Raw genomic sequence first — 20,194 nt, forward strand, 5'->3', positions numbered from 1 at the left:
TCAAACCGTTCGATCATGCCTGACTGACAGGTATTGGATCACGTCTTTGAGCGCGCTTGAATCCGGCACCGCATCCATGGCGTCATCAACGCTGCACCACGGGTACGCCAAACGCGACACCCAGGCCATGACTGCCGATAGATCGTCTGCAGGCAAGGTTTTCATGTGTGCAATGGTGATGGTGAGTCCCTCAGCCAACCATGACTGGGGCCTGAATCGCCAGTCATACCGGCCACACCCGACCCGGACTTCACCGCTGTGCTTGTCCGCCATGGCGACCATCCAACGGCACTGTAGCGTCTCGGCGCTGGACGCAGGAGGAGCATCCAGGCAAAACGTGTAGACGTTCTCGAAGGTCTGGTTGAATCGGCTGACCAGCACATCACCGATGGCGCCACGGCCTTGGACATGATCGGGGAATGAAATGGATCCGGTGCATACCACCATGTCCAGGGTCGCGTCATTGGTAAACGCCTGGTCCAGCAGGTGGGGGCGGTTGCCGTCCTTGGCGCGGATGTACTGCTCGATCGATCGTCGCGGGCTGTTCATCAAATCTCCGTCTCCGGGTCGATACATCACAATGCGCTGTTCCATAGATCGGTGACCAGCATGCAACCCGGCGCGTGAGTGATACACAGCGGCGGACGCGACGCCTGGACCACCGATTGCGGCGTCACGCCACAGGCCCAGAATACCGGTATTTCATCGCTTTCGACCGGTACCGCATCGCCGTAGTCCGGCGTCTCCAGGGACTCAATGCCGATCAGCGATGGATCGCCAATGTGTACCGGGGCGCCATGGACGCCGGGCATGCGCCCGGTGATCTGGATCGCCTGGATCGCCGCCGCCGCTTTCATCGGGCGCATGCTCACGACCATTTTGCCAGACAGCCGCGCGGTGGGGCGTGTGTCGATGTTGGTGCGGAACATGGCGACGTTGCGACCCAGGTCGATGTGCCTCATTCGAATTCCGGCCTCAAGCAACGGTTGCTCGAAAGAAAACGAACAGCCGAGGGCGAAAGTCACCAGGTCATCGCGCCAAAGGTGTTCGATGTCCGAAGGTTCCTCACTTATCTCTCCGTGGTGAAAGACCCGGTAGCTTGGGACCTCGTGGCGGATGTCGATGGGAGCGCCCAGGTTGCGCAGGAAGGGGTCACCCGGTTCCGTCACGTCCAGCACCGGACAAGCCTGACGGTTGAGCGTGCAGTAGCGCAGGAACTCGTCGGCCCAGTCTCCCGGCAAAATCACGATATTGGCTTGGACCCGGCCCTGGCCCAGGCCGCTGGTATGGCCGTGGTATTGCCCGGCGGCGATTTTCTGGCGCAAGGCTTGCGGTGAACACTGCTGCAGTTGCTCGAGGGACAGGGCTGATGGACTCATCGCAAGGGGCTCCGTTGGGTTCTTTTTCTGAGTGAGTCCTTTTTAGAAAATCCCGGCGATGGCGTCCAACAAGGAAAATTGCTACCCCCTGACAAGTAAAAGTTATTCGACCGTCGACAGCCCCGGTACCGCGACCATGCGTTGCGGTCCGACGTCCGTGGCGTACTGGCAGACCACTTGGCGGCTCATGTGCACGATGCTTTCGATCAGTTCGAGCCCCACGCCGGCCCGCCACGATGCGACGACATCGAGCTGGGGAAGGGGCGCGCCCGGTTCCAGCTGGATCAACTCGCCACGGGCCAGCGGCTTGGTCACCAGCGCCGCGGGCAGCGCACCAATGCCGAAACCGTCGCGTATCAGTCGCGTCATCGCCGATACCGAATTGACGCAACTGACCCTCGGCGTACCGACGCCATGGGCATACAGCAGGTTGAGCACATCCTGGTGAGGCCGTGAATGCTTGACGAAAGTGATGATGCGCTCGCTCGCCATTTCCGCCAGCGAGGCGTAGGGCCGGGCGTAAATCGATTGGCTGGCGGCGATCCAGTGCATCGGGTAATGCCCCAGCTCGAGATTGCGCACGCTTTCGTGGCGGACCAGGTCGGTCTGGAAGGCGATATCCAGGTAACCTTTTTGCAGCTGCTCACAAAGATTTCGCGCCGCGTCGGCGGTGATTTCGATCTCCACGGCGGGAAACGCCTGCATCAGCATCGACATCAACGGGCTCAGCCAGGTGTGAATCACCGTGTCCATCACACCGATGCGCACCAGGCCTTGCTGTGGGGTGCTGTTGTCCAGGGACTGCTTCAACTCGCGCTGGACGTCGAGCATTCGCTCGGCATATTCAAGGACCTTGGTGCCTTCCGGGGTCAATGACACGCCCCGTGAATCACGCACGAACAGGCGCAGGCCCAGCTCGTCTTCCAACGAGGCGATCCGACTGGAAATCGCGGCCTGGGTGCTGAACATCTTTTCGGCGGTCAGGCTGAAGCTTTGCAGGCGAGCGACCCAGACGAAGGTTTCGAGGAACTTGAGGTTCATGGTGGCTCTCTTGGCGTTTATCGTTCTTATCGTTGCAATTGTTACTCCAGATAGGGCTTCGGCGCGCATCAAATTTTCTTATGTACGCGCCTGGGTTTTTCCCGTTTGACGCTGTATCGCGCCACTGCGAAGAATCCGCCCCGTGGCGAGGGAGCTTGCTCGCTTAAGCGCGCAGCGCTCACCGTGAATGGCGCCGCTGCGCCCGAGGCGTCGGACCGGCGCAGCGGGAGCAAGCTCACTCGCCACAGTATCCGCACTGCCCCAAATAATAAGCGAGGCGCGTACGCCGTCCCCGAAGGGATCGTTCGCGCCCACAAAAAGGAGCACGCCATGCCCTGTTTCATCGATACCCACTGGAGCCGTTCGCCCATTGGTCCCTTGCTCGGCCTGGGCCTGATCGGCGCGCCGGTGGCCCATGCCGATTTCATTGGCGACAGCAAGGCCAGCCTGGAAGCTCGCAATTTTTATTTCAACCGCGATTTCAGGCAGGAGGGCGCTCGGGACAAGGCCGAGGAATGGGCGCAAGGGTTCTTGTTGCGCCTGGAGTCGGGGTACACGGCCGGCACCGTGGGTTTTGGTCTCGACGCCTTGGCCATGGCCGGCATCAAGCTGGACTCGGGCGGCGGCACGGCGGGTACCAATCTTTTGCCCGCGGACCTGTCCGGTGGCTCCCAGGATCGCTACGGCGAAGTCGGCCTCACCGCGAAAATGCGCTTGTCCAACAGCACGCTGAAAGCCGGGACGCTGCAGATCAAGGACCCGGTGGTGAATTCCAACGACACGCGCCTATTGCCGAGCACCTTCAAGGGCGGGCTGTTGAACGTGCAGGAAATCGACCGCCTCAAGCTCACCGCCGGGCAGCTCTCCCAGATCAATTTCGTCGATTCCACCGACTATCAAGACATGACCGCCAATCGCATCGGCGGCACCAGCGACAGGTTCCAGTTCGCCGGGGCGGACTACCAGCTTCTGCCCAATCTCACGGCGCAGTACCGCTACGGCAAGCTCGAGGATATCTACCAGCAGAACTACCTCGGCTTCGTCCACACCCTGGACCTGGGCGATGGCCAGTCACTGAAAAGCGACGTGCGTTACTCGCGCAGCACCGAGGACGGCAGTTTCCGCGGGATCGATAACCAAGCGTTCGGCGCACTGTTCACCTACAGCCTCGCTGGCCACGGGTTCGGGCTGGGCTATCAGCGCATGAGCGGCGACGATCCGTTCCCCTACATCTCCCGCAGCGATCCTTATCTGGTCAACTTCGTGCAGATCGGCGACTTCGCCAACACCGACGAACGCTCCTGGCAAGCCCGCTACGACTACAACTTCGCCGCCCTCGGTGTGCCGGGCCTGACATTCATGACCCGCTACATCAGTGGCGACAACGTGCAACGCAGCGCGCCAGGGGAGGGCCAGGAATGGGAGCGCAACACCGACATTGCCTATGTGATCCAAGACGGCACTTTGAAAGGGCTGGGTTTCAAATGGCGCAATGCAACGGTGCGTTCGAACTTCGGCAATGACCTGGATGAGAACCGTTTGATCGTCAGCTATACGATGGCGTTGTGGTGAGTCCCCAGGCCGTCAAGCCTTGACCCAACGCTGACGGCTCCAACTGCTCAACGTATCGACGGTGAAGACCAGCAGCAACATCGCCAGGATCACCGTGCTGCCTTGGGCTTCCTGGAACAGGCTGAGGCTGACGTAGAGCATCTGGCCCAGGCCGCCGGCGCCGACGAACCCTAGAACGCTGGCCATGCGGATGTTGTTTTCCCAGCGGTACAAGGTGTAGGCCAACAGTTGCGGCATCAGGTTGGGCAGCGTGCCGTAGCAGAACGCCCAGAGGGCGCTGGCACCTTGCAGGCGGAGGGCATCGGCGGGTTGCGACGGAGTGTTTTCAAAGGCTTCGGCAAACAATCGACCGAGCACGCCGACCGTGTGCAGGGCGAGCGCCAGCGTACCGGCGTTGGGGCCAAGCCCGGCGGCAAGCACCATCAGCGCGGCCCATACCAGCTCCGGCACCGCGCGCAAGGCGTTCAACAACAGGCGCGACACGCTCTGCAACGGCCAGCCAAGGCGCCCGGCGGCGGGCAGCGCCAAGGCCAAACCCAGCACTGCCGCGAGCAGTGTGCCAAGGGCGGACATGGCGATGGTTTCCAGCGCGCCATGGCCGATCGCCTTGAGGTAGGTCGGGCTCAGGTCAGGGGTCAGGAAACGCTGGGCATAAGCGGCCATTTGCTTGAGATTCGAGTTTTCGCCAAGGGCGTCCAGGTCGATACCCAGATAGACGAACGAGGCAACCACGGCCGCGCCGATGCACAGCAGCAACAGCGCGTTGAGCAGGCGACTCATGCCAACCTCCAGCGCAGCACGCGACTGAGCTGGTCGGCGAGCAGCACCAATATCAAGAAAGTCAGCAGCAGGCTGGCGACTTCACCGCCGGCGAACATGCGCAACGACAGGTCCATCTGTTGGCCCAGTCCACCAGCGCCGACGAAGCCCATCACCACCGAGGCGCGGATGGCGCATTCCCAGCGGTACACGGTGTACGACAGCAGCTCGGCGGCGACGTTGGGCAAGATGCCGTAGCAGAAGGCGGCGAGCCGACCGCTTCCGGCTTGCATCAGCGCGTGTGCGGGGCGCTGGTCAACCGACTCGAAGATTTCCGCGTAGACCTTGCCCAGCATGCCGCTGTAGGTGATGGCGATGGCCAATACCCCGGCGGTGGGGCCAAGACCGACGGCCCGGACGAAGAGCAACGCCCAGACAATCTCCGGCACGCTGCGCAGGAAGATGAGCAGGCCACGGACCGGCCAACGCAGCCACTGACCCCAAAGGCCAGGCCTGCCTGCGCGGTACGCGGCCGACAACGACAGCGCCCGGCTGGCGAACAGGCTCGCGGGCACCGCCAACAGCAGTGCCAAGGCCATGCCGGCGGTAGCGATGGCGAGCGTCTGCAGCGTGGCTTGCAGCAGCAATTCGACAAACGTTTCGTCATGGGCCGGCGGCCAGAACGCGGCGGCGAACCGGCCCATCTCGCTTTGGCTATCGCCGGCCAGCAGCACACCCAGGTCCAATTCGCTGAAATGGATACCCGGCCACAGCAGGGCAATGGCCAGCAGGCCAAGGAACAGGCGAGGGAGGGCGGCGGGGTCCCGAGCGTCACGCGTCAGCATCGGGGAATCTGCACGCTCGACGGCGGCGGTGGGCTCGACAGCGACTCCAGTTGCTCATTGGCATAAAGTGCATCGAGCTGCTTGCGATCAACCGCTTCGGTCGGCAAGTCGAAGAGAATCTGGCCGTCACGCAAACCAATGATTCGCGAAAAATGCGCAAGCGCCAGGTCCACCGCATGCAGGCTGGTCACCAGGGTGACCTGTTGCTCCCGGGCATGCTGGCAGAGCACCGAGAGCGTGTGCTCGGCGAGCACCGGGTCCATCGCCGATACCGGTTCATCCGCCAGCAACACCTCCGGCGCCTGGTAAAGCACGCGGGCGATGCCGACGCGTTGCAGCTGCCCGCCGGACAATTGCTGGCATTGCACGAACAGTTTTTCCCCCAGGTCCAGACGGGCCAAGGCTGCCCGAGCCCCGCGCACGTCCAGCGGATGGAACAGGTTCAGCAGGCTTTTGCCGATACCCCATTGCCCCAGCTTGCCGGCCAGTACTGCGGTGACCACACGTTGGCGCGGGGGCAGGGGAGGCGCTTGATGAATCAAGCCAATGCGCGCACGCAGGCGTTGGCGCTGGCGCGCCGACAGCTGCCAGGCCCGCTCGCCCAGCACTTCTACTTCACCGTTGCCTGGCCGCAGCGCGGTGGCAAGGACGTTGAGCAGGCTCGACTTGCCAGCGCCGGACGGGCCGATGATCGCGACCTGTTCCCCCGCGCGCAGGTGCAGGTCCACGCCGCGCAACGCCTGGGCGCCGTTGGCGTGGATGACGCTGGCCTGGGTCAAACGCAATGTCATTTGAGCAGGTCAGCGGCGCGTGCGGCTTCTTCGATGCCCTTGTAGTTCTCAGGCTTGGTTTCGATGAAGCGGCTGGCGGCTTGCAAATCAAGGATCTCCTTGTCCTTTGGGTTCGCCGGATCGAGCGCCAGGAACGCGGCCTTGATCTTCGCGGCCACCGCCGGGTCGAGGGTCCCGCGCACCGTCCAGTTGTAGTCGAAATACGCTGGGGTGGTGGCGAAGACCTTGACCTTGCTGGTGTCGACCTTGCCGGCGGCCACCAGTTTTTCCCAGACGCTGGCGTTGAGCACGCCGGCATCGACCTTGCCGGCCTGAACCCACGCCGCCGTCGCGTCATGGGCACCGGAGTAGGCCACGCGGCTGAAGTAGATTTCCGGCTTGATGCCATCCTGGAGCATGAAGTAACGCGGCATCAGGCTGCCGGAAGTAGACGAAACAGAGCCAAAGGCAAAGGTCTTGCCATTCAGGTCGCGCAGGGATTTGACGGCCGGGTTGGCACTGATGAATTTACTGGTGAACTGCGCGTCCTGCTCACGTTGCACCAATGGAATGGCGTTGCCGGTCTTCAGGCGAGCCTGGACGAAAGTAAAACCGCCCAGCCAGGCCATGTCGATGCGGTCGGTGGCCAATGCCTCGACCACCGCGGGGTAGTCGCTCACCGGTACGAACTCGACCTTCATGCCGATCTGCTGCTCCAGATAAGCACCCAGCGGCTTGAACTTGCGCAGCAATTCGGTCGGCGCTTCGTCGGGAATCGCGCTGACTTTCAGGGTGTCGGCGGCCTGCGCCAGGACAGAACTCAGGGTCAGGGTGAGACCGACGGCCAAAGCCAGGGAACGCTTGAGCATGGAAATCTCCGGTGCGTGAAAGCAAAAAGGTTCAATCACCTGGCATTCTTGCCGGGCGCGTTGTGAGGGTAGACGAATGGGGGCGATTTTGATCGTTTCCGGTGATCAGGTAAATGGCTATAGTCGCTTGCTACATCCTGTTGCCTCAGAGCCGATAACGCAGGCCGAGCATGACCGATGGGGCTTCGTACTGTGGACCGAGCAGATCCATGTGCCGACCAGTGCGTGTCATGTGTCCGTCGAAAATCCTGACTGTTCAAGTCCGCAGTCCTTGCAATGCAGCTCATTACAGTTGCTGTCCGGTTGCATGACGCTGTGACCGTTCATGCTCAGTGTGAACGTGCTGAGGTGGCGATCGTGGCTTCAAATCTGTCTGCCCACGCCCCAGGTAGCTCCATACGAAGGTTCACATAATGTATATTATGTTAAACACGATGTTTACGTATCCGCTCCCTTCCTGTTGTCCACTTCCAGTAACCCCGCTTCTCGTGTGAGCGTTGAAACAAAAACGGAATTCTGTCGCGTCACCGGAAACAGCCCTTTCCCAATGCCTTGCCCTCGACAGTTCATGCGCAACCTGAGTTACGGCCGACCACTGTCGAATCCAGAACGGAATGGTAAGGTGTTTGGGGTCATTTTTATTGTGTCCAAGCCTGTCGGAACCAAAACGGAAAAATGTTAAGACCTCTGTCTGCTCCGCACCTAACCTTTTGAAATATATGCCTTTCTTTAAAGCGCATTGTTCACTCCAACTAATCGCTGTCAGAGCCAAATCGGATTAAAGATACGCTGCGCAAGGCGTTTGTCTTCAAGGTTTGCCAAGCCTAGATACTCAGCTACATTGGGCTGGTACATGCTCCAATCGGTCTCATCAAGGACGTCATGGTGTTCCCGAGATCAATCCTCACCGACCACGGTGAAACCGCACGCCGTACTGAAGCCGACGTTAACGTCATCGAAGCCGATGGGCGTTTTGTAACCCAGTCGTCTCTGATCTTCGGCTACCTAGCCTCATTCCCGGCAAAGACACACGCAATCGAAACCTACGATTATTTTTGCCGGTACGTCGAAAGCCTTCCTCCCTACATGCGAAGCAAGCCTCGCATCGTGACCTTCCTAGAAAAATTCGTCCTCTGGGCAATTTGCATTGCAAGGAAGCCACTGGCTGAATTCACGGCAGCAGATCTCAGGGTCTTCAGCGCGTTCTCCGCGCGGCCTCCAGAAACTTGGATTGGCGTTCGGGATGCGAGATTCGACATTAATGAAGGCACAGAGCGCCTTAGCGAAGACTGGAAGCCATTCGTCCAACCAATAACAGACCCTGAATCTGGGTACGTGCTAAACCGATTTTTTAAGTTTTTGAGCATGGACTTGGGTGTACAGCCCAAGCTGGCGAGCTGCGATTTGTATAGAGCTCCCCGAATTCCCTTCAGTGAGCAAGACGACTCCCAAGCCCAGGCGTACCTTCAATACCTAGCCAACCTGACGCCGTCCACCAAGGTTTCTGAGCGTAGTTTGTTCGTATGCTCGGTCTGCTATCACCTGTGCCTCAGCTTCAAGGAGTGGCGCTCAGCGCGACTTCACTTTTCGATGTCGTGCTTCTCATCAATAGGCTCGGACGATCCGCGCTTCACTATGCGAGGTCATCTTCGGGACTACAGTATCCCCGTTCCTCAAACCCTTATAGACACGATAGCCAGATACAGGCACGGTCTGGGTATGAGCGCCATTCCATCAGTGGACGAAGTCGATCCAATACTCACGGAGGCGTTGCTCAATAAGTTAATGTGGAGACTCCCCAAAATGCCTGGCTTGGAGTGTTCTCCGAGTGAGTTGCTTGATCGAGCCGTGGGTTTTCGCGTCACTCTGCTCGATCAGCCAGCACCGATTCGCCCGTCACCCAGCGAAACGTCGCGCCAGTACCGGTTGGGATGGACGCGTAAGCAGCTATCGAAAGCACGCGGAGTCATTCATCATCAAGATACTGCGGATCTGGACACGCATTACCACAAACAGAATCGCCCGCCTCCATTATTTGGCATGCACCAGAGAGACGTACTAGTTTTTACGAAGCCACAGGCCCAAGCCTATGTCGAAAGCTGCTTTCCTAAAAAATGCTTCACCGTCGCGATGGACTCGTTTGAGGTAATTCGAGCGTATCGATCGTGCAGTGCGGATCGGCTAAAGCTAGTGGCGCTTGAAAAACTGCTTTTGTGGTCAATCTACGTTAAACAAAAATGCCTTCATTCTTTGAGACCGCTTGATGGTCGGGAGTTTTACGAGTTTTGTCTTTCGCCGCCTGCTAGCTGGACGACTAGGTATGCCCAGGCAAGGCTGCATGTGGAAATTAAGAGCGTGATACCAAATCCTAAGTGGGCTCCATTTGTCCGCATCTCCGGTGGCGATCACGACATGGTTGTGCGAGCAGCTCGAATCATAGACTGGTGCGATAACGTTTGTGATTCATTACTCAAGATCGAATCAATCAAGATAAACATTTTCTCTAATTTGCTGGACTAGGGAGTTAGATGTTTAAAACTACGCAAGTCTACTCAAGCAGCGAAGCAAGACCGCCCTCCTCAGTCCATCTGATTTCATGATCCTTGAGTGCCCAAGAGCCGGTGTCAGCGTTTCGCCACTTCTGGACGACCCCCCCCCTAAACCTGGACGCCCCGGCCAACGAAAAATCGAGTGCATGATCGTTACATCCGCCCTCCTCTTCGTTCTTCCCTGCACGAAAATAGCTCCATGGGGTAAGCATCCGAGCCGCTCTGTATCTCCTAGCTCCGGCCAGAAAGCTACCATCAGAATGCAGATGAAGCGGTCGCCTCGGGCGATCGAAGTAACGAAGCTTTCAAAGAGTCCGTGGGTCTTGCATGGCTCGACTTCATTGCGCCGCCATTCCAGCGAGGAGTCGACGACAACCTGATCGTTTATCACGTAGCAAGCTCGTCGCACATGGAAAGCGCTGTCGAGGTTGTGAGACTTGCGCTCGGCTCACTGTCGCACGACACCTGGTACGCCCGCGTTCATGCTGAAGGGAGCAATGAACGGAACAGGGCTGCGTACGCGGCTATTAGAGCTGCTGCTGAGCACTACAACGAAGCGCCTGTCGCGGACGAAGATTTGCGGCAGTTTGCGCTCCACCTCAAGTTTTTCCCTCATGATCTGGATATTGAGTTCTGCTTCGAGCCGTTGTTCAGACACCCTCACTGTCCAGAAGGCTTCCGCCAGCTGGACAGTGAGCAGGTCTTCTTCAAATTCCGCAGCTACAGAATCAGTCCCGCGGCTCGTCGAGCTATTGAGCAAAGCCTGCAAGCGGCTGAACAGCGAGCGGAGCGTCCATGCAAGCTGGTGAAGCTGAATGCGGAGATCACCTACGCCTTCGTAGTCCCATTCTGGTCAGAAGTAGCTCCGTCCATGTTGACTGCCACCGAGGTAAAGACCGGAAGTGAGGTACCTGCACTTGGTTCGGATGGGCAGCAAACTGAAGGGCGTGGTGCATGATCTGCCCTCGGTGCCCTGGTCGTAGATCTCACTGGTCGCCGATTTTCATCCAGCCAAAGCCGTTCCAGATTGATGTTTCAACCGGGAACGGCTCTCCAGGGTTAGATAAGGTCATATGGTGAGTAACGGGATACTTGAGCAGCTATTTGGGCAGCTGCCCTTCATCATCCGTTTCGCTCAGGTCGTCTGGACTAATAGGCTCCAGGTTATAATTAAGGAGGACGCCAGCTTTGGAGTCTTGATAAGTAACCAGTTTGTATTTCTGCTCTACTGCAGAGGGGGCTTCGTCGGCGAACAGACAATCTATGACCGTGTAGTCCACCTGCACAACTCTGGGGTCATTTTTCATCTGATCTTCTCCCCGCTTTATTGAAGCCATGTAGCAAACCTGCTCATTGGCGTCGTGGGATTGAGAGTAGGACGTCGGCTAATCTTGTCAAGGTGGTTCTTCATCGTTCGTCAGTGGGTAGTGATCTCAATTAAAAACGCAGCATGGAACTTTTCAAGGCTAAGGCTTAGACAATATATTGTTAATTGCCTCAATGGTATACTAAGTACACTTAATAGATTGCCCTAAATCCTCTTGCGGAATCAATGCATTACTGAGCAGTCGGCAAGCATCACAAGAATTAGTCGACTAAGTGTACTTAATTCCTATTGAGCGGTTGTATCTCTAAGGGCCTGAATGGTGTGATAGCGCTAATATTTTACGGTCGAATCATAAATTGAAAAAAACAATGAGCACGGCCAAGGTTCTGCGCTTCTTGCAGCGCCGCCTGGGGTTGATTCTTTGATGGAGGCTCAATTTTTTTGCCTGCTTTTGAAACCAGGCTGGAGAACTATGGATTGGGCAAGGCAGGTGCTTTGCTCAGTGGTCTACAAGGAAGGTCAACGTTGTCTGCCAGGCAGATGCGCCCTACTCCAATCTTTCCTTGATAGGGGTACAACAAGAGCTCCTGATGAAATAGGCTAACCCCCGCCGGCTTGCAGCGAGCTGATGCTCTAGGGCTTGGCCGGACGTGGATGCAGTGACCGGCTAGGCTTAAGTCAAAAAAAGTACTCGACTGATGCCATTCATTCAACCCAAACTGATGTCGGGTTTTCGCTTAAGGCCGAATATTCACACGTAACGGTCTTGAAGCCTTCTGGGATAGCCACCGAGCGCAGATAAGACACTTTTCTCCACTCGAACCCTGCAAACTCATCTAGGGTTGGAGCAACAAGAGCCAAGCGTTTATCGGCGTCCAGAAATACCATGGTTGTTGTGGAGCTATCGATATTCGCGCAAGGAGAGTGCGCATTGAAATCTACAGACTGAGCGATCCTGTAGATCATTTGAAGCCTCTGAATATCTTTGTCAATCCTGAAATGCGAAAATAGGGTTATGATTATAAATGTGAGCCCTGTTACAACTTGGCAGAATATAAGCATGAACTCTTTACCATGATGGTGTCCTTGCATCACCGAAAGGGCTGCCAAGACGAAGCACGCTATGCCTGAGGCGACGAAAAATAAAAACAGGAAATTGATCATGTGCAACAGAGTGCTCGCCATCAAGGTCATCGGAAAAGCACTGGCTTCCATGTGGAATATAGTGTTGATATCCACTGATGCCTTTGCCCTGGCGACGTAACCTAGGCATGCAACAAAGAAAGCCCATAACAACAAACTAGACTTCAGATTGATGAGGCGATTCATTAGGGTTACTTCAACCAAGCCCAAAAACACATAAATCGAGCCCAGCACGACGCCGCACATATAAATGGCGAATTTGTCGGGTTCTGGATCAGTACCGTTATTACATGCGATTGCGATGGCAAACATAACGCAGATCACTAGGCTCACACCGAATAAGGCACGGACTGCGGACTCTTTAGCTTTAGTTTCATCTGAAGGGTTGGTGTAGGAAATGCTCAACGCTCTCTAACCTTATTTGACTCGTGAATGATGATGGTAGCGACAGCAGGAGTGACCTCTCCCAGAAGAGACCAAGCCTTACCATCTCAAATTCCGGGATGGAGTCGGATTGATCTGGCCGGTTATATTTTGGATTAACTAAAAACCGTGTTTTACAGGAGTTGGCTCACTCCAGCTACTCAGCCTTGATCCGCTTGGTCACCGATGCCAGCCTGCGCTTAACGCCAATTTTTGGATTCAAAGCCAGCGACTCCTCATAGACTTGGACTGCTTCGGGGTACTGGCCTAGCTGCTCGTGCGCAAGCCCCTGGACTTTGAGCGCTGTGGGCCTCCAGGCAGGGTTTTCATCTGCGCCGAGTGTACGGGCACGGCGTACAGCGGTCAGGACTTCCAGCGTGCGCTCGTCTGTCAGGTCGCCCTCCCCTAAAATCTTTTCTGCGGCGAGGATGATGCGGTCGTAACGGGAGGAATTGAGGTTGGCATCGCCGAGCTGATCAGCATCGATGAATTGGCCGTGAACGTTGTACCGGAAGCTCCCCATGTCCTTGAACAACACCATGAGTTCTCCTGTACTCTCGTCCACTTCATAGCTATCAGGCCATCCGGCCTTCGGAGTGACGCTGTACATTTCGACCCGATTGACCAGGTCAAACAGGAACACCTTGTTGCCATGATCGGTTGGGCTGTTGGCGGTTGCGCAGAATGCGTATTTCCCGTGCCTGGAAATACCACTGGTGAAAATATTTGCCGTCAGCTCTTTAGCTAAGATCACAGAACCGCTGGGATCGAAAACGCTGAACGTCCCAGACAGGGTGCTACCAAAATGCCAATCTTCCAGGCAAAACACGCCGGTGTCACACACGTGGCCATTGTTTGGCCTAGGCATACTCCCATGACAGGCAACGGTACCGCTGCTCGCATCTGCAAGCACGTAGGCCCCTAAACCGGATTCTCTGTGACCTCCCCGACCCGCTGACGGATCGGAGTCTCTCCAGGCGATCGCCCACTTCTTGGACTTAGACAGTTGATAGACGCCTGAGAAACTGAGCGAATCGACTCTGAGGAAATGCTTGTCACGTTGGATCTGAGGGATAGCTTGGAGATCTGGCTGAGCGACCTGGGATTGAGCCTGAGCGGGCTGGTGCTTTGCTGCGGTATTGGATTTGACGGCCTTGGGCCTGTTGAACAGCCAGCTGAAAATGCCCATCTCCTACTCCTTTGGAAATTTGAGCGTGCTGGGATGCGGACGCACATTCCGAATAGTGTACCCGATGCTCAGCGGCTAGCCACACACGACGACTGCGAGAGCTTAGGGCCTAGAGCCATAAGGCTCGCTCACTCTCCAGACGTCTCACTCAGCGCCTGCTGCAATTGCTCAGCAAGCAGAGGCTGAAAAAGCTCAGACTCCGCTATTTGCCACCAAACGTTTGTACCCTCCTCCTCGGTGACAGCCAGCAGGTCGTGGGCCAGAAAAACCTCAAATCCCGCCCGGGCGACCTTGTTCTCGGCGCTGAGTTTATAAATCCCCGCTTGAGCGAGCAGCTTCTTGACGATTAGGGGCAGCAACCAGGCGGAAAAAATGAGGTGATTATGGCGGGGCCAGATACTCCCTTTTTCACCATTTGCGGGGCCATGAGCTGCGGCGTTACGAGCGGCACAGAAATCGTGAACCCAAGCGTCGACTGGGCGATTGACGTGTTTGTCCCAGTGCTCGCGCCACCGCGATTCGTCTAGGCTCCCTTTATGCCAAATGGGCGGGTTCGGTAGCTCATCGAAGTGTTCGTTAATAGCCCTGCGGAAGGCGGCTTTGTCATGTGGGACGTTGAGTAACGTGTCTATGGCAATCCTCATCAGGATCAGCTCAGATCGCTCATCCATGGATGTGGCATCGGTGTTTGCTCTGAGGAAGGAAACCACCGCCTCGTCGATGCGTTCCTTAAGCTCCCCATTAGGTAGCTTGAGTAATGCTTCGAGCAGTGGCGTGTCGAGCGAGATCTGCGTGCGATTGTCGACGTGGTAAGGCCGAATGAACTTGAGCCCCCCACTCCCCGCCAACATGTTTTGTGTTCCACCGTCACGCCGGCGCGTGGTCATACAGGAATGACCCGGTGAGGCGACATCGAACCGCTGCGCCACGACTTGGAGAGTGTCGGCGTTGTAGTACCCGAACATTGAACATAGCGAGCGGGCTGCCATGGCAGAGAATGCGAGGTAGGAGCTCTCTAGCAATCGCTGTTGGATCTGAGAGTCTGAAACCTCCAGTCCAGGTGTGTCATCATCCCAGATGATGAGTGCCGCCTGATGTATCGGTTGAGAGGGGTGAGATCCGAATCCCCGGTCGCCGTAATTGCCAAGGACACCGTCGAAAGCTATTTGCGGGATGCCCAAGACCTCACCAGGCAAACGGCCCCTTTCGTACGGGATCAGGCGCATATCTGCGATTCGCAGCTCTTCGGCAGCAGCCACCCAGGGTAGAAAGAACACTACTGCCATAGTTGCGCCTCTTAATTTTTCACACGTTGAATGATCTTAGCCCGCCGATCGGTGCTCAACGGGGCTGGTAACTGTGGAAGCAGTGAGCGCCTCAGGATCAATGTTGCGGGTCGTCCTGCTCGACGAGCGATGCTCGTGCATGAGCCATCCAATTAATGCTGACATGGCAACCTTTTGACTACGCGGTTGTAGGCGCTGAATGTTTTCAAGGCAGCTAAGATAGTCAGCTTCTCATCGCGGTGATTACCCATGGACGATTTCGCCCGTCGTTTTGCTGAGCAGGGTTATGAACCCCATGCAGACGACCGCTCTCACCTTCTGAAGGCATTGAATGAACAGCTTCGCAACCCAGGCGACTCTCCTCGTCTTCTACGCTTCTATGACTCATTGATCGATGCTGCAGATGACGGCGCCGATGAAGGTATCTTGCGGCGTGCGACGGAGCTAGTGGAATTAGTGGCTTCGCGCATCGAGCCGGAGAACGGATGCCTCGTTTTCTACTCATGTTCCAATGCATGGGCCGCGCTGAGGAAGCTGGAGGTGCAGTCATGGGAGGACGATACCCTTGACCACCCTGCTCTGCTCAAACAGCTTTATTTCTTGCGCGCATCTATACAGCACACAGGTTTTAAAGAGCTGTCACCAATCCTTCGCTCCAGAATCCACTGCAACTTAGGCAATGCGCTCAAGGTGTGTGGACGATGGATCGAGGCGCTTGGGGAATGGCGCAAGGCCTTGGAGGATAATCCGATCCTGGGTATGGCCCTGGGCAACCTTGGCCTTGGCTTGGCTCAATATGGCAAGGCGCTATACGACCCTGGTCATACGTATTGGCTCCTTGTGCATGCACGGCGCAATCTGGGGTTAGCCATCGCGGGTGGAGTGGGCCGTGATGGCGCTACCTATCCTGAAGCGATAGAGTTTTTCAAATGGCATCACGCCAGGCTAGCCGAATCCGTCGACGACGATGATGATGCAGAGCTGTTAGAGCACAGCCTCGGTTCCTCGAAGGAGGAGCGGCATTACCGGCGATGGTGCCTTGAGGAAGAGTTATTCCTCAATCCCATGAACGACCTGGGAGCGTTTCCCGCCGCCGCTCAAGACGTACTGAGGTTACCCGATCATGACGCCGACGCTGGAATCACGTACCTAGGCTTTTACAACCAGCTGAAGCAGGAGTACGGGTTCGCCCGTCATTGTCTTTACCTAGGAGAACACGCCAAACCCGGTCATGTAGCAGACAGGGGCATGGCACTTGCCTTCAATTGCGACTACGCGCTCTATGGCATGGGTCTGGAGCAGATCAAGACTGCCTATCGCAGCGCCTATTCGTTGCTGGATAAGGTTGCCTACTTTATCAATGCCTATTGGAAGCTGGGCATACCCGAAAAGGCGGTAGGCTTTCGGACTGTATGGTTCAAATCGGACAAAAATGGTCGTCTACTCCAGCCGCGGGTTGTGCGTGATGAATTCATGTTCACCCGGAATCTTCCGCTTCGCGCGCTCTATTGGGTATCCCAAGACATCTACTCCAAGGAGCTGAAGGATGTAGCTCGACCTGATGCTCAGGCGCTTGATGAATTGAGAAACCACCTTGAGCACAAGTACGCCAAAATCGTGGATTCTTGCCATTGGATTGGCGAGTCCTCAGAACTCTGGACTGATCACTTGGCATTTGTGCTCGACAGGGATGACCTCGCCGCGAAGAGCCTGTTGATGCTGAAGCTGTCCAGGGCTGCGCTGATCTATCTGTGCCTGGCAATGCACTTTGAGGAATCGCAGCATAAGCCTGACGGCCCGGTTGGCCATTTACCAGTTGAAGACTACCCGGACGACCTCAAAACCTGAGACCGGCGCCCATACGATGAAGAACCGTCTTGAGCCGCTCGCGGCCACACCAGAAAACCTAGCGAGCGGCACACCAGCTGAAGGGTTCAGCAAGCCTACGATGAGCTTTACCGCAGCCCAAAGCCCATCCGCGCCAGCTCACCCAGAAGCTCCTCACGCCCATGCAGACTCGAAACATTCCGCAGTCTGCTGACCACTTGCTCCGACCAGCCCGAGGCCTTCATGCCTTCACGCTGATAGAACGCACCCAGGCGCGCATCGTATTCCGAGAGGACGCCCTCCTCGCCGGCGATCGTATAGGTTTCATGATGCAGTACGGCTTGCTGCGGCAGCCGCGGCTTTACCTTTGCAGGACGGTCAGGTGATGGATAGCCGACGCACAGGCCGAAGACGGGATAGACCTGTGGCGGCAGCCCCAACTCTTTGGCGACACCTTCGATGTCATTACGGATGCCGCCGATGTATACGCTGCCAAGCCCCAACGACTCCAGAGCAACCACAGCGTTCTGAGCTGCCAAAGCTGCGTCGATCGTGCCGAGCAGCAAGCTTTCCAGGTACGGCAGCGCCTCCAGCTCTACCCCTGCATGCTCCGCGATGCGCGAGACCCGAGACAGGTCTGCAAGCCATACTAGGAACAGTGGGGCTTGATGGATATAGGCCTGATTGCCGGCCAGGTCTGACAGTCGCTTCTTACGATCGACATCTTGAACGGCGACGACACTCCAGACCTGGAGATTGGAAGATGTCGATGCGGACTGGGCGGCTGCGACCAGTGTCTCGATCGTGCCTTCGGGCAGAGGTTGATCAGTGAATGCCCGGACGCTCCGGTGATCCAGCAGTTGCTCAATGACCTCATTCCATTGCGTTACCGGCGGAATGTCAGGGGCGCCGTACCGGGCGTTGAGCTTGGACTGGGCATTGGCTGTCATGAGTAGGCTCCAAAGGGCCGAAGGCTACCAAATTGATGTCCGCGCAACATGCTCAACACGCAAGGTTTCATTTACCATTCGGTCAGCCCAGGTCGGACACGGATAGACCGACAACACCCAGATACAGGTACCGCTCTTTTGGAAGCAAAACCACTGACAGCCCGCGAGGCTTATCAGATCCTGCGGGACATCGCTCTCGGGGTTCGTAGCATGAGACGACTAGGTCAGCAGTCGTGGGCTGAAATCTACTGCGGTTTGATGACAGTCGAGGCCGATGGCTGGGTGCTCACGTTCTATAACGACTGCGACACGCTTGACTATTGCGACAGCTGTTACAGCCCAGAGGGGCGAGCCTACGTTTTCGACTCGATGCAGTCGTACAGCACTGATCCTGTAGAGCTGCTGAGCACCTGGGAACATGCGCAGCTGGAAAAGCTGTTGGGCGTCGCGTAGTCGGCCATGGGAGACCGACTGAGGCTGCGCTAGCGGGTGTTGTAGCAGCGCCGACCTGAGTTTGAACATCGGTGTTTGCCCTTCGCCGGCACGAGCCGTGCAAGATCGCTTCTTTCTGGCTGTATCTCAGCTCGTGGCATGAGGTTGTGCCTAGCATTGATTGTCGTCGACTGCTTTGCGACCAGATGCTGCGGATTGCGATGAGTCGGTACTGGAGCTCTTTCGCAGATAGGCGATGCTAGCCGGCCAGCCAAGCCACCCGTGAACCGAAGCCAATCGTAGACCTGTAAACCTGCATTCTATACTGTTAACCAGCTTGGTTTACAGTGTGAAAAAGTGGTTTACAGTCAATCTGACTTGCCATTCCGACAATCATCCTAACCAGGCGCGGAGCAAGCTCGGCCGCCTGAGGGCGCCACCTATGAGCGCTCTTTCAAAAGAGCAGCGGCCCTCTGGGTTGCTCAGTCAAGCGAGGTGGTGGCGTCTTTGCCCAGAGGGTCGAGTACATCGACGTGCTCCCTCGCCCACTCCACCCACGCCTTCACATGACGCCCCTCCTCCTCGCTGACCTCGCCAATGCCAGCTGCTACGGCATCAATGAACCTTCTCAGGCGTACCGCTTGCTCCCACTTCTCCATGTTCTCCACTAAACGCAGCTGCAGCGCTCGCTGGTGCTCTGCTTTCATGATGGCTTGGCGTCGAATGGCTTCTTCACTCTCACGCTGACGGCGCCACTCCTCCATGCTCGCCCGATACGCCCTCATCCGCTCTATTACTTTGGCGAGACCTGTGCAGAACTGATGAAGTTTGTCTTCCAGGTGGCCCGTCTTACTGTCTGTCCAGCACCTCTGCGACCCTACGTCTGGCTTTTCTTGAGCAATCAGCGTCAATTCTCCAGTCGAGCTATAGACGTAGATTTCCCGTCGCCCCAACCACATCACCGGCTCACGCATCCGGCGCCGCTTGGGCTGGGGCTCTGGGGGTGGCGGAGGTTTCACTGCTTTTGCAATACGCTCTCGCAGGGTCACGTAAACCATCTCCCCGTCGAACGTTACCGTGGTTCGGTTGTGATCATCCACCGCCCAAATGCATCCGCGTTTTGAGCTGTCTTTTATCAAGGCGTCCAGAAGCAATGCAGCGCGATCGACCATGTCACGCGAAATACGGGTATACAACACCCGCTCGCGCCGTAGCTCCACCCGTCCTTCAACATCCTTCGCAGCCCTGACCGCCTGGAGCCATTTACGCACCAGCGGGTGGGGGTCTATTAACTTGTCCGGCACACTGAGTTTCTCTAGCTTGGGAGTGCTGGGTGGTTTGGGCGGCGCTGGAGGTAGCATCGTCCTGTCCAATACGCGAAACGTAATCAGCTCGGTAGAGTTCGGCGGAGCGGGCTTGCTGGGGCGGTTCTCGGCGGGCTTGGCCCAATGTCCACGAGCCGGCAGTGAAATCCCAGCCTTCCTGCATGCCTTGCTCAGCGCGACATCTGAAACACCAATCTCCCGCGCCAGCCTCAGAACCGGTGTAGACCAGGCTCGATCGAATAGCTCGCGAGCCGTAAAACTCACGTTCTTATACATGCGGTCTCCTTGAGCGACCTGACGAGAAGGAGAATTTCTAAGCTGGACTCGCACCAAGGTACATTGGTACTTGGCTCCTATATCGGCTATCGGATCGGTGTTCACCAAGCTCATCACCAGGAGCTGGTGTACTACTTCACGCCCTACTCCGAAACCTTCAGTAGATTGCGCTCTCACGGCTACCACACGCGCTATGACGTCACTTGGTCGCAGTTCAAGGATTCGCGGCAGC

Annotated in this window: 18 protein-coding genes; 5 read left to right on the forward strand and 13 right to left on the reverse strand. The window is 56.9% G+C overall.

All coding sequences use genetic code 11. The features are described from left to right. The 3 genes from J3P90_RS13155 to J3P90_RS13165 all read right to left on the reverse strand — a co-directional run bounded on the left by J3P90_RS13155 (position 1) and on the right by J3P90_RS13165 (position 2,420). Positions 1-549 (reverse strand): hypothetical protein, encoded by a 549-nt coding sequence (locus J3P90_RS13155; protein ID WP_434674828.1) that lies wholly within the window; start codon positions 547-549, stop codon positions 1-3. 26 nt (positions 550-575) lie between these two features. Then, a complete protein-coding gene (locus tag J3P90_RS13160) occupies positions 576-1,379 on the reverse strand; it encodes a putative hydro-lyase (RefSeq protein WP_434674829.1) in 804 nt (267 codons plus the stop codon). A gap of 102 nt (positions 1,380-1,481) precedes the next feature. Then, on the reverse strand, positions 1,482-2,420 hold the full coding sequence (locus tag J3P90_RS13165; RefSeq protein WP_420763952.1) for a LysR family transcriptional regulator: 939 nt from the start codon (positions 2,418-2,420) through the stop codon (positions 1,482-1,484). A gap of 330 nt (positions 2,421-2,750) precedes the next feature. Here J3P90_RS13165 and J3P90_RS13170 point away from each other — a divergent pair, with 330 nt between their 5' ends. Next, positions 2,751-3,992, forward strand: a complete 1,242-nt coding sequence (locus J3P90_RS13170) for an OprD family porin (protein WP_434674830.1) — start codon at positions 2,751-2,753, stop codon at positions 3,990-3,992. Between the two features lie 12 nt (positions 3,993-4,004). Here J3P90_RS13170 and phnE read toward each other — a convergent pair whose 3' ends face one another. The 4 genes from phnE to J3P90_RS13190 are packed head-to-tail and all read right to left on the reverse strand — an operon-like array spanning position 4,005 to position 7,235. After that, positions 4,005-4,772 (reverse strand): phosphonate ABC transporter, permease protein PhnE, encoded by a 768-nt coding sequence (phnE, locus tag J3P90_RS13175; protein ID WP_434674831.1) that lies wholly within the window; start codon positions 4,770-4,772, stop codon positions 4,005-4,007. After that, positions 4,769-5,596, reverse strand: coding sequence for a PhnE/PtxC family ABC transporter permease (locus J3P90_RS13180; protein ID WP_434674832.1), 828 nt, complete (start codon positions 5,594-5,596; stop codon positions 4,769-4,771). The genes phnE and J3P90_RS13180 overlap by 4 nt, the downstream gene beginning before the upstream one ends. Then, positions 5,590-6,387: a phosphonate ABC transporter ATP-binding protein gene (locus J3P90_RS13185; RefSeq protein ID WP_434674833.1), complete on the reverse strand. Its 798-nt coding sequence runs from the start codon at positions 6,385-6,387 to the stop codon at positions 5,590-5,592. Before J3P90_RS13185 ends, J3P90_RS13180 begins: the two co-directional genes overlap by 7 nt. Continuing rightward, the gene (locus J3P90_RS13190; RefSeq protein ID WP_434674834.1) at positions 6,384-7,235 is read right to left on the reverse strand and encodes a putative selenate ABC transporter substrate-binding protein; all 852 of its coding nucleotides are present in this window, start codon (positions 7,233-7,235) and stop codon (positions 6,384-6,386) included. Before J3P90_RS13190 ends, J3P90_RS13185 begins: the two co-directional genes overlap by 4 nt. Positions 7,236-8,117: 882 nt before the next feature. Here J3P90_RS13190 and J3P90_RS13195 point away from each other — a divergent pair. Both J3P90_RS13195 and J3P90_RS13200 read left to right on the forward strand, forming a co-directional pair. Then, entirely contained in the window at positions 8,118-9,755 is a 1,638-nt protein-coding gene (locus J3P90_RS13195) for a hypothetical protein (protein ID WP_038450144.1), read from the forward strand. A 345-nt stretch (positions 9,756-10,100) separates the two neighbouring features. Then, the gene (locus J3P90_RS13200; RefSeq protein WP_256676681.1) at positions 10,101-10,742 is read left to right on the forward strand and encodes a hypothetical protein; all 642 of its coding nucleotides are present in this window, start codon (positions 10,101-10,103) and stop codon (positions 10,740-10,742) included. A gap of 142 nt (positions 10,743-10,884) precedes the next feature. Here the strand turns inward: J3P90_RS13200 and J3P90_RS13205 are convergent, their stop codons facing one another. From J3P90_RS13205 to J3P90_RS13220, 4 genes are all read right to left on the reverse strand, one after another. After that, the gene (locus J3P90_RS13205; protein ID WP_145015898.1) at positions 10,885-11,121 is read right to left on the reverse strand and encodes a hypothetical protein; all 237 of its coding nucleotides are present in this window, start codon (positions 11,119-11,121) and stop codon (positions 10,885-10,887) included. A gap of 695 nt (positions 11,122-11,816) precedes the next feature. After that, the gene (locus J3P90_RS13210) at positions 11,817-12,659 is read right to left on the reverse strand and encodes a hypothetical protein (protein ID WP_145015896.1); all 843 of its coding nucleotides are present in this window, start codon (positions 12,657-12,659) and stop codon (positions 11,817-11,819) included. 175 nt (positions 12,660-12,834) lie between these two features. Continuing rightward, a complete protein-coding gene (locus J3P90_RS13215; protein ID WP_256200701.1) occupies positions 12,835-13,866 on the reverse strand; it encodes a tetratricopeptide repeat protein in 1,032 nt (343 codons plus the stop codon). Positions 13,867-13,994: 128 nt separating this feature from the next. Continuing rightward, the gene (locus tag J3P90_RS13220) at positions 13,995-15,152 is read right to left on the reverse strand and encodes a hypothetical protein (protein WP_145015894.1); all 1,158 of its coding nucleotides are present in this window, start codon (positions 15,150-15,152) and stop codon (positions 13,995-13,997) included. A gap of 249 nt (positions 15,153-15,401) precedes the next feature. On the opposite strand from J3P90_RS13220, the gene J3P90_RS13225 reads away from it, so the two are divergent. Beyond that, positions 15,402-17,000, forward strand: coding sequence for an LA2681 family HEPN domain-containing protein (locus J3P90_RS13225; protein WP_038450132.1), 1,599 nt, complete (start codon positions 15,402-15,404; stop codon positions 16,998-17,000). A 107-nt stretch (positions 17,001-17,107) separates the two neighbouring features. On the opposite strand, the gene J3P90_RS13230 is transcribed toward J3P90_RS13225, so the two are convergent. Next, positions 17,108-17,929, reverse strand: a complete 822-nt coding sequence (locus J3P90_RS13230; RefSeq protein WP_434674835.1) for an NADPH-dependent oxidoreductase — start codon at positions 17,927-17,929, stop codon at positions 17,108-17,110. A gap of 138 nt (positions 17,930-18,067) precedes the next feature. Between J3P90_RS13230 and J3P90_RS13235 the strand changes: the two genes are divergently transcribed. After that, positions 18,068-18,382, forward strand: a complete 315-nt coding sequence (locus J3P90_RS13235; protein ID WP_038450129.1) for a DUF7693 family protein — start codon at positions 18,068-18,070, stop codon at positions 18,380-18,382. 461 nt (positions 18,383-18,843) lie between these two features. Here the strand turns inward: J3P90_RS13235 and J3P90_RS13240 are convergent, their stop codons facing one another. After that, positions 18,844-19,962 carry a hypothetical protein gene (locus J3P90_RS13240; RefSeq protein WP_434674836.1) on the reverse strand — a complete coding sequence of 373 codons (1,119 nt, stop codon included), beginning with the start codon at positions 19,960-19,962 and terminating at the stop codon, positions 18,844-18,846. Positions 19,963-20,194 lie beyond the last annotated feature (232 nt).

The sequence above is a fragment of the Pseudomonas sp. D3-10 genome (assembly GCF_051132175.1).
Lineage (GTDB): Bacteria > Pseudomonadota > Gammaproteobacteria > Pseudomonadales > Pseudomonadaceae > Aquipseudomonas.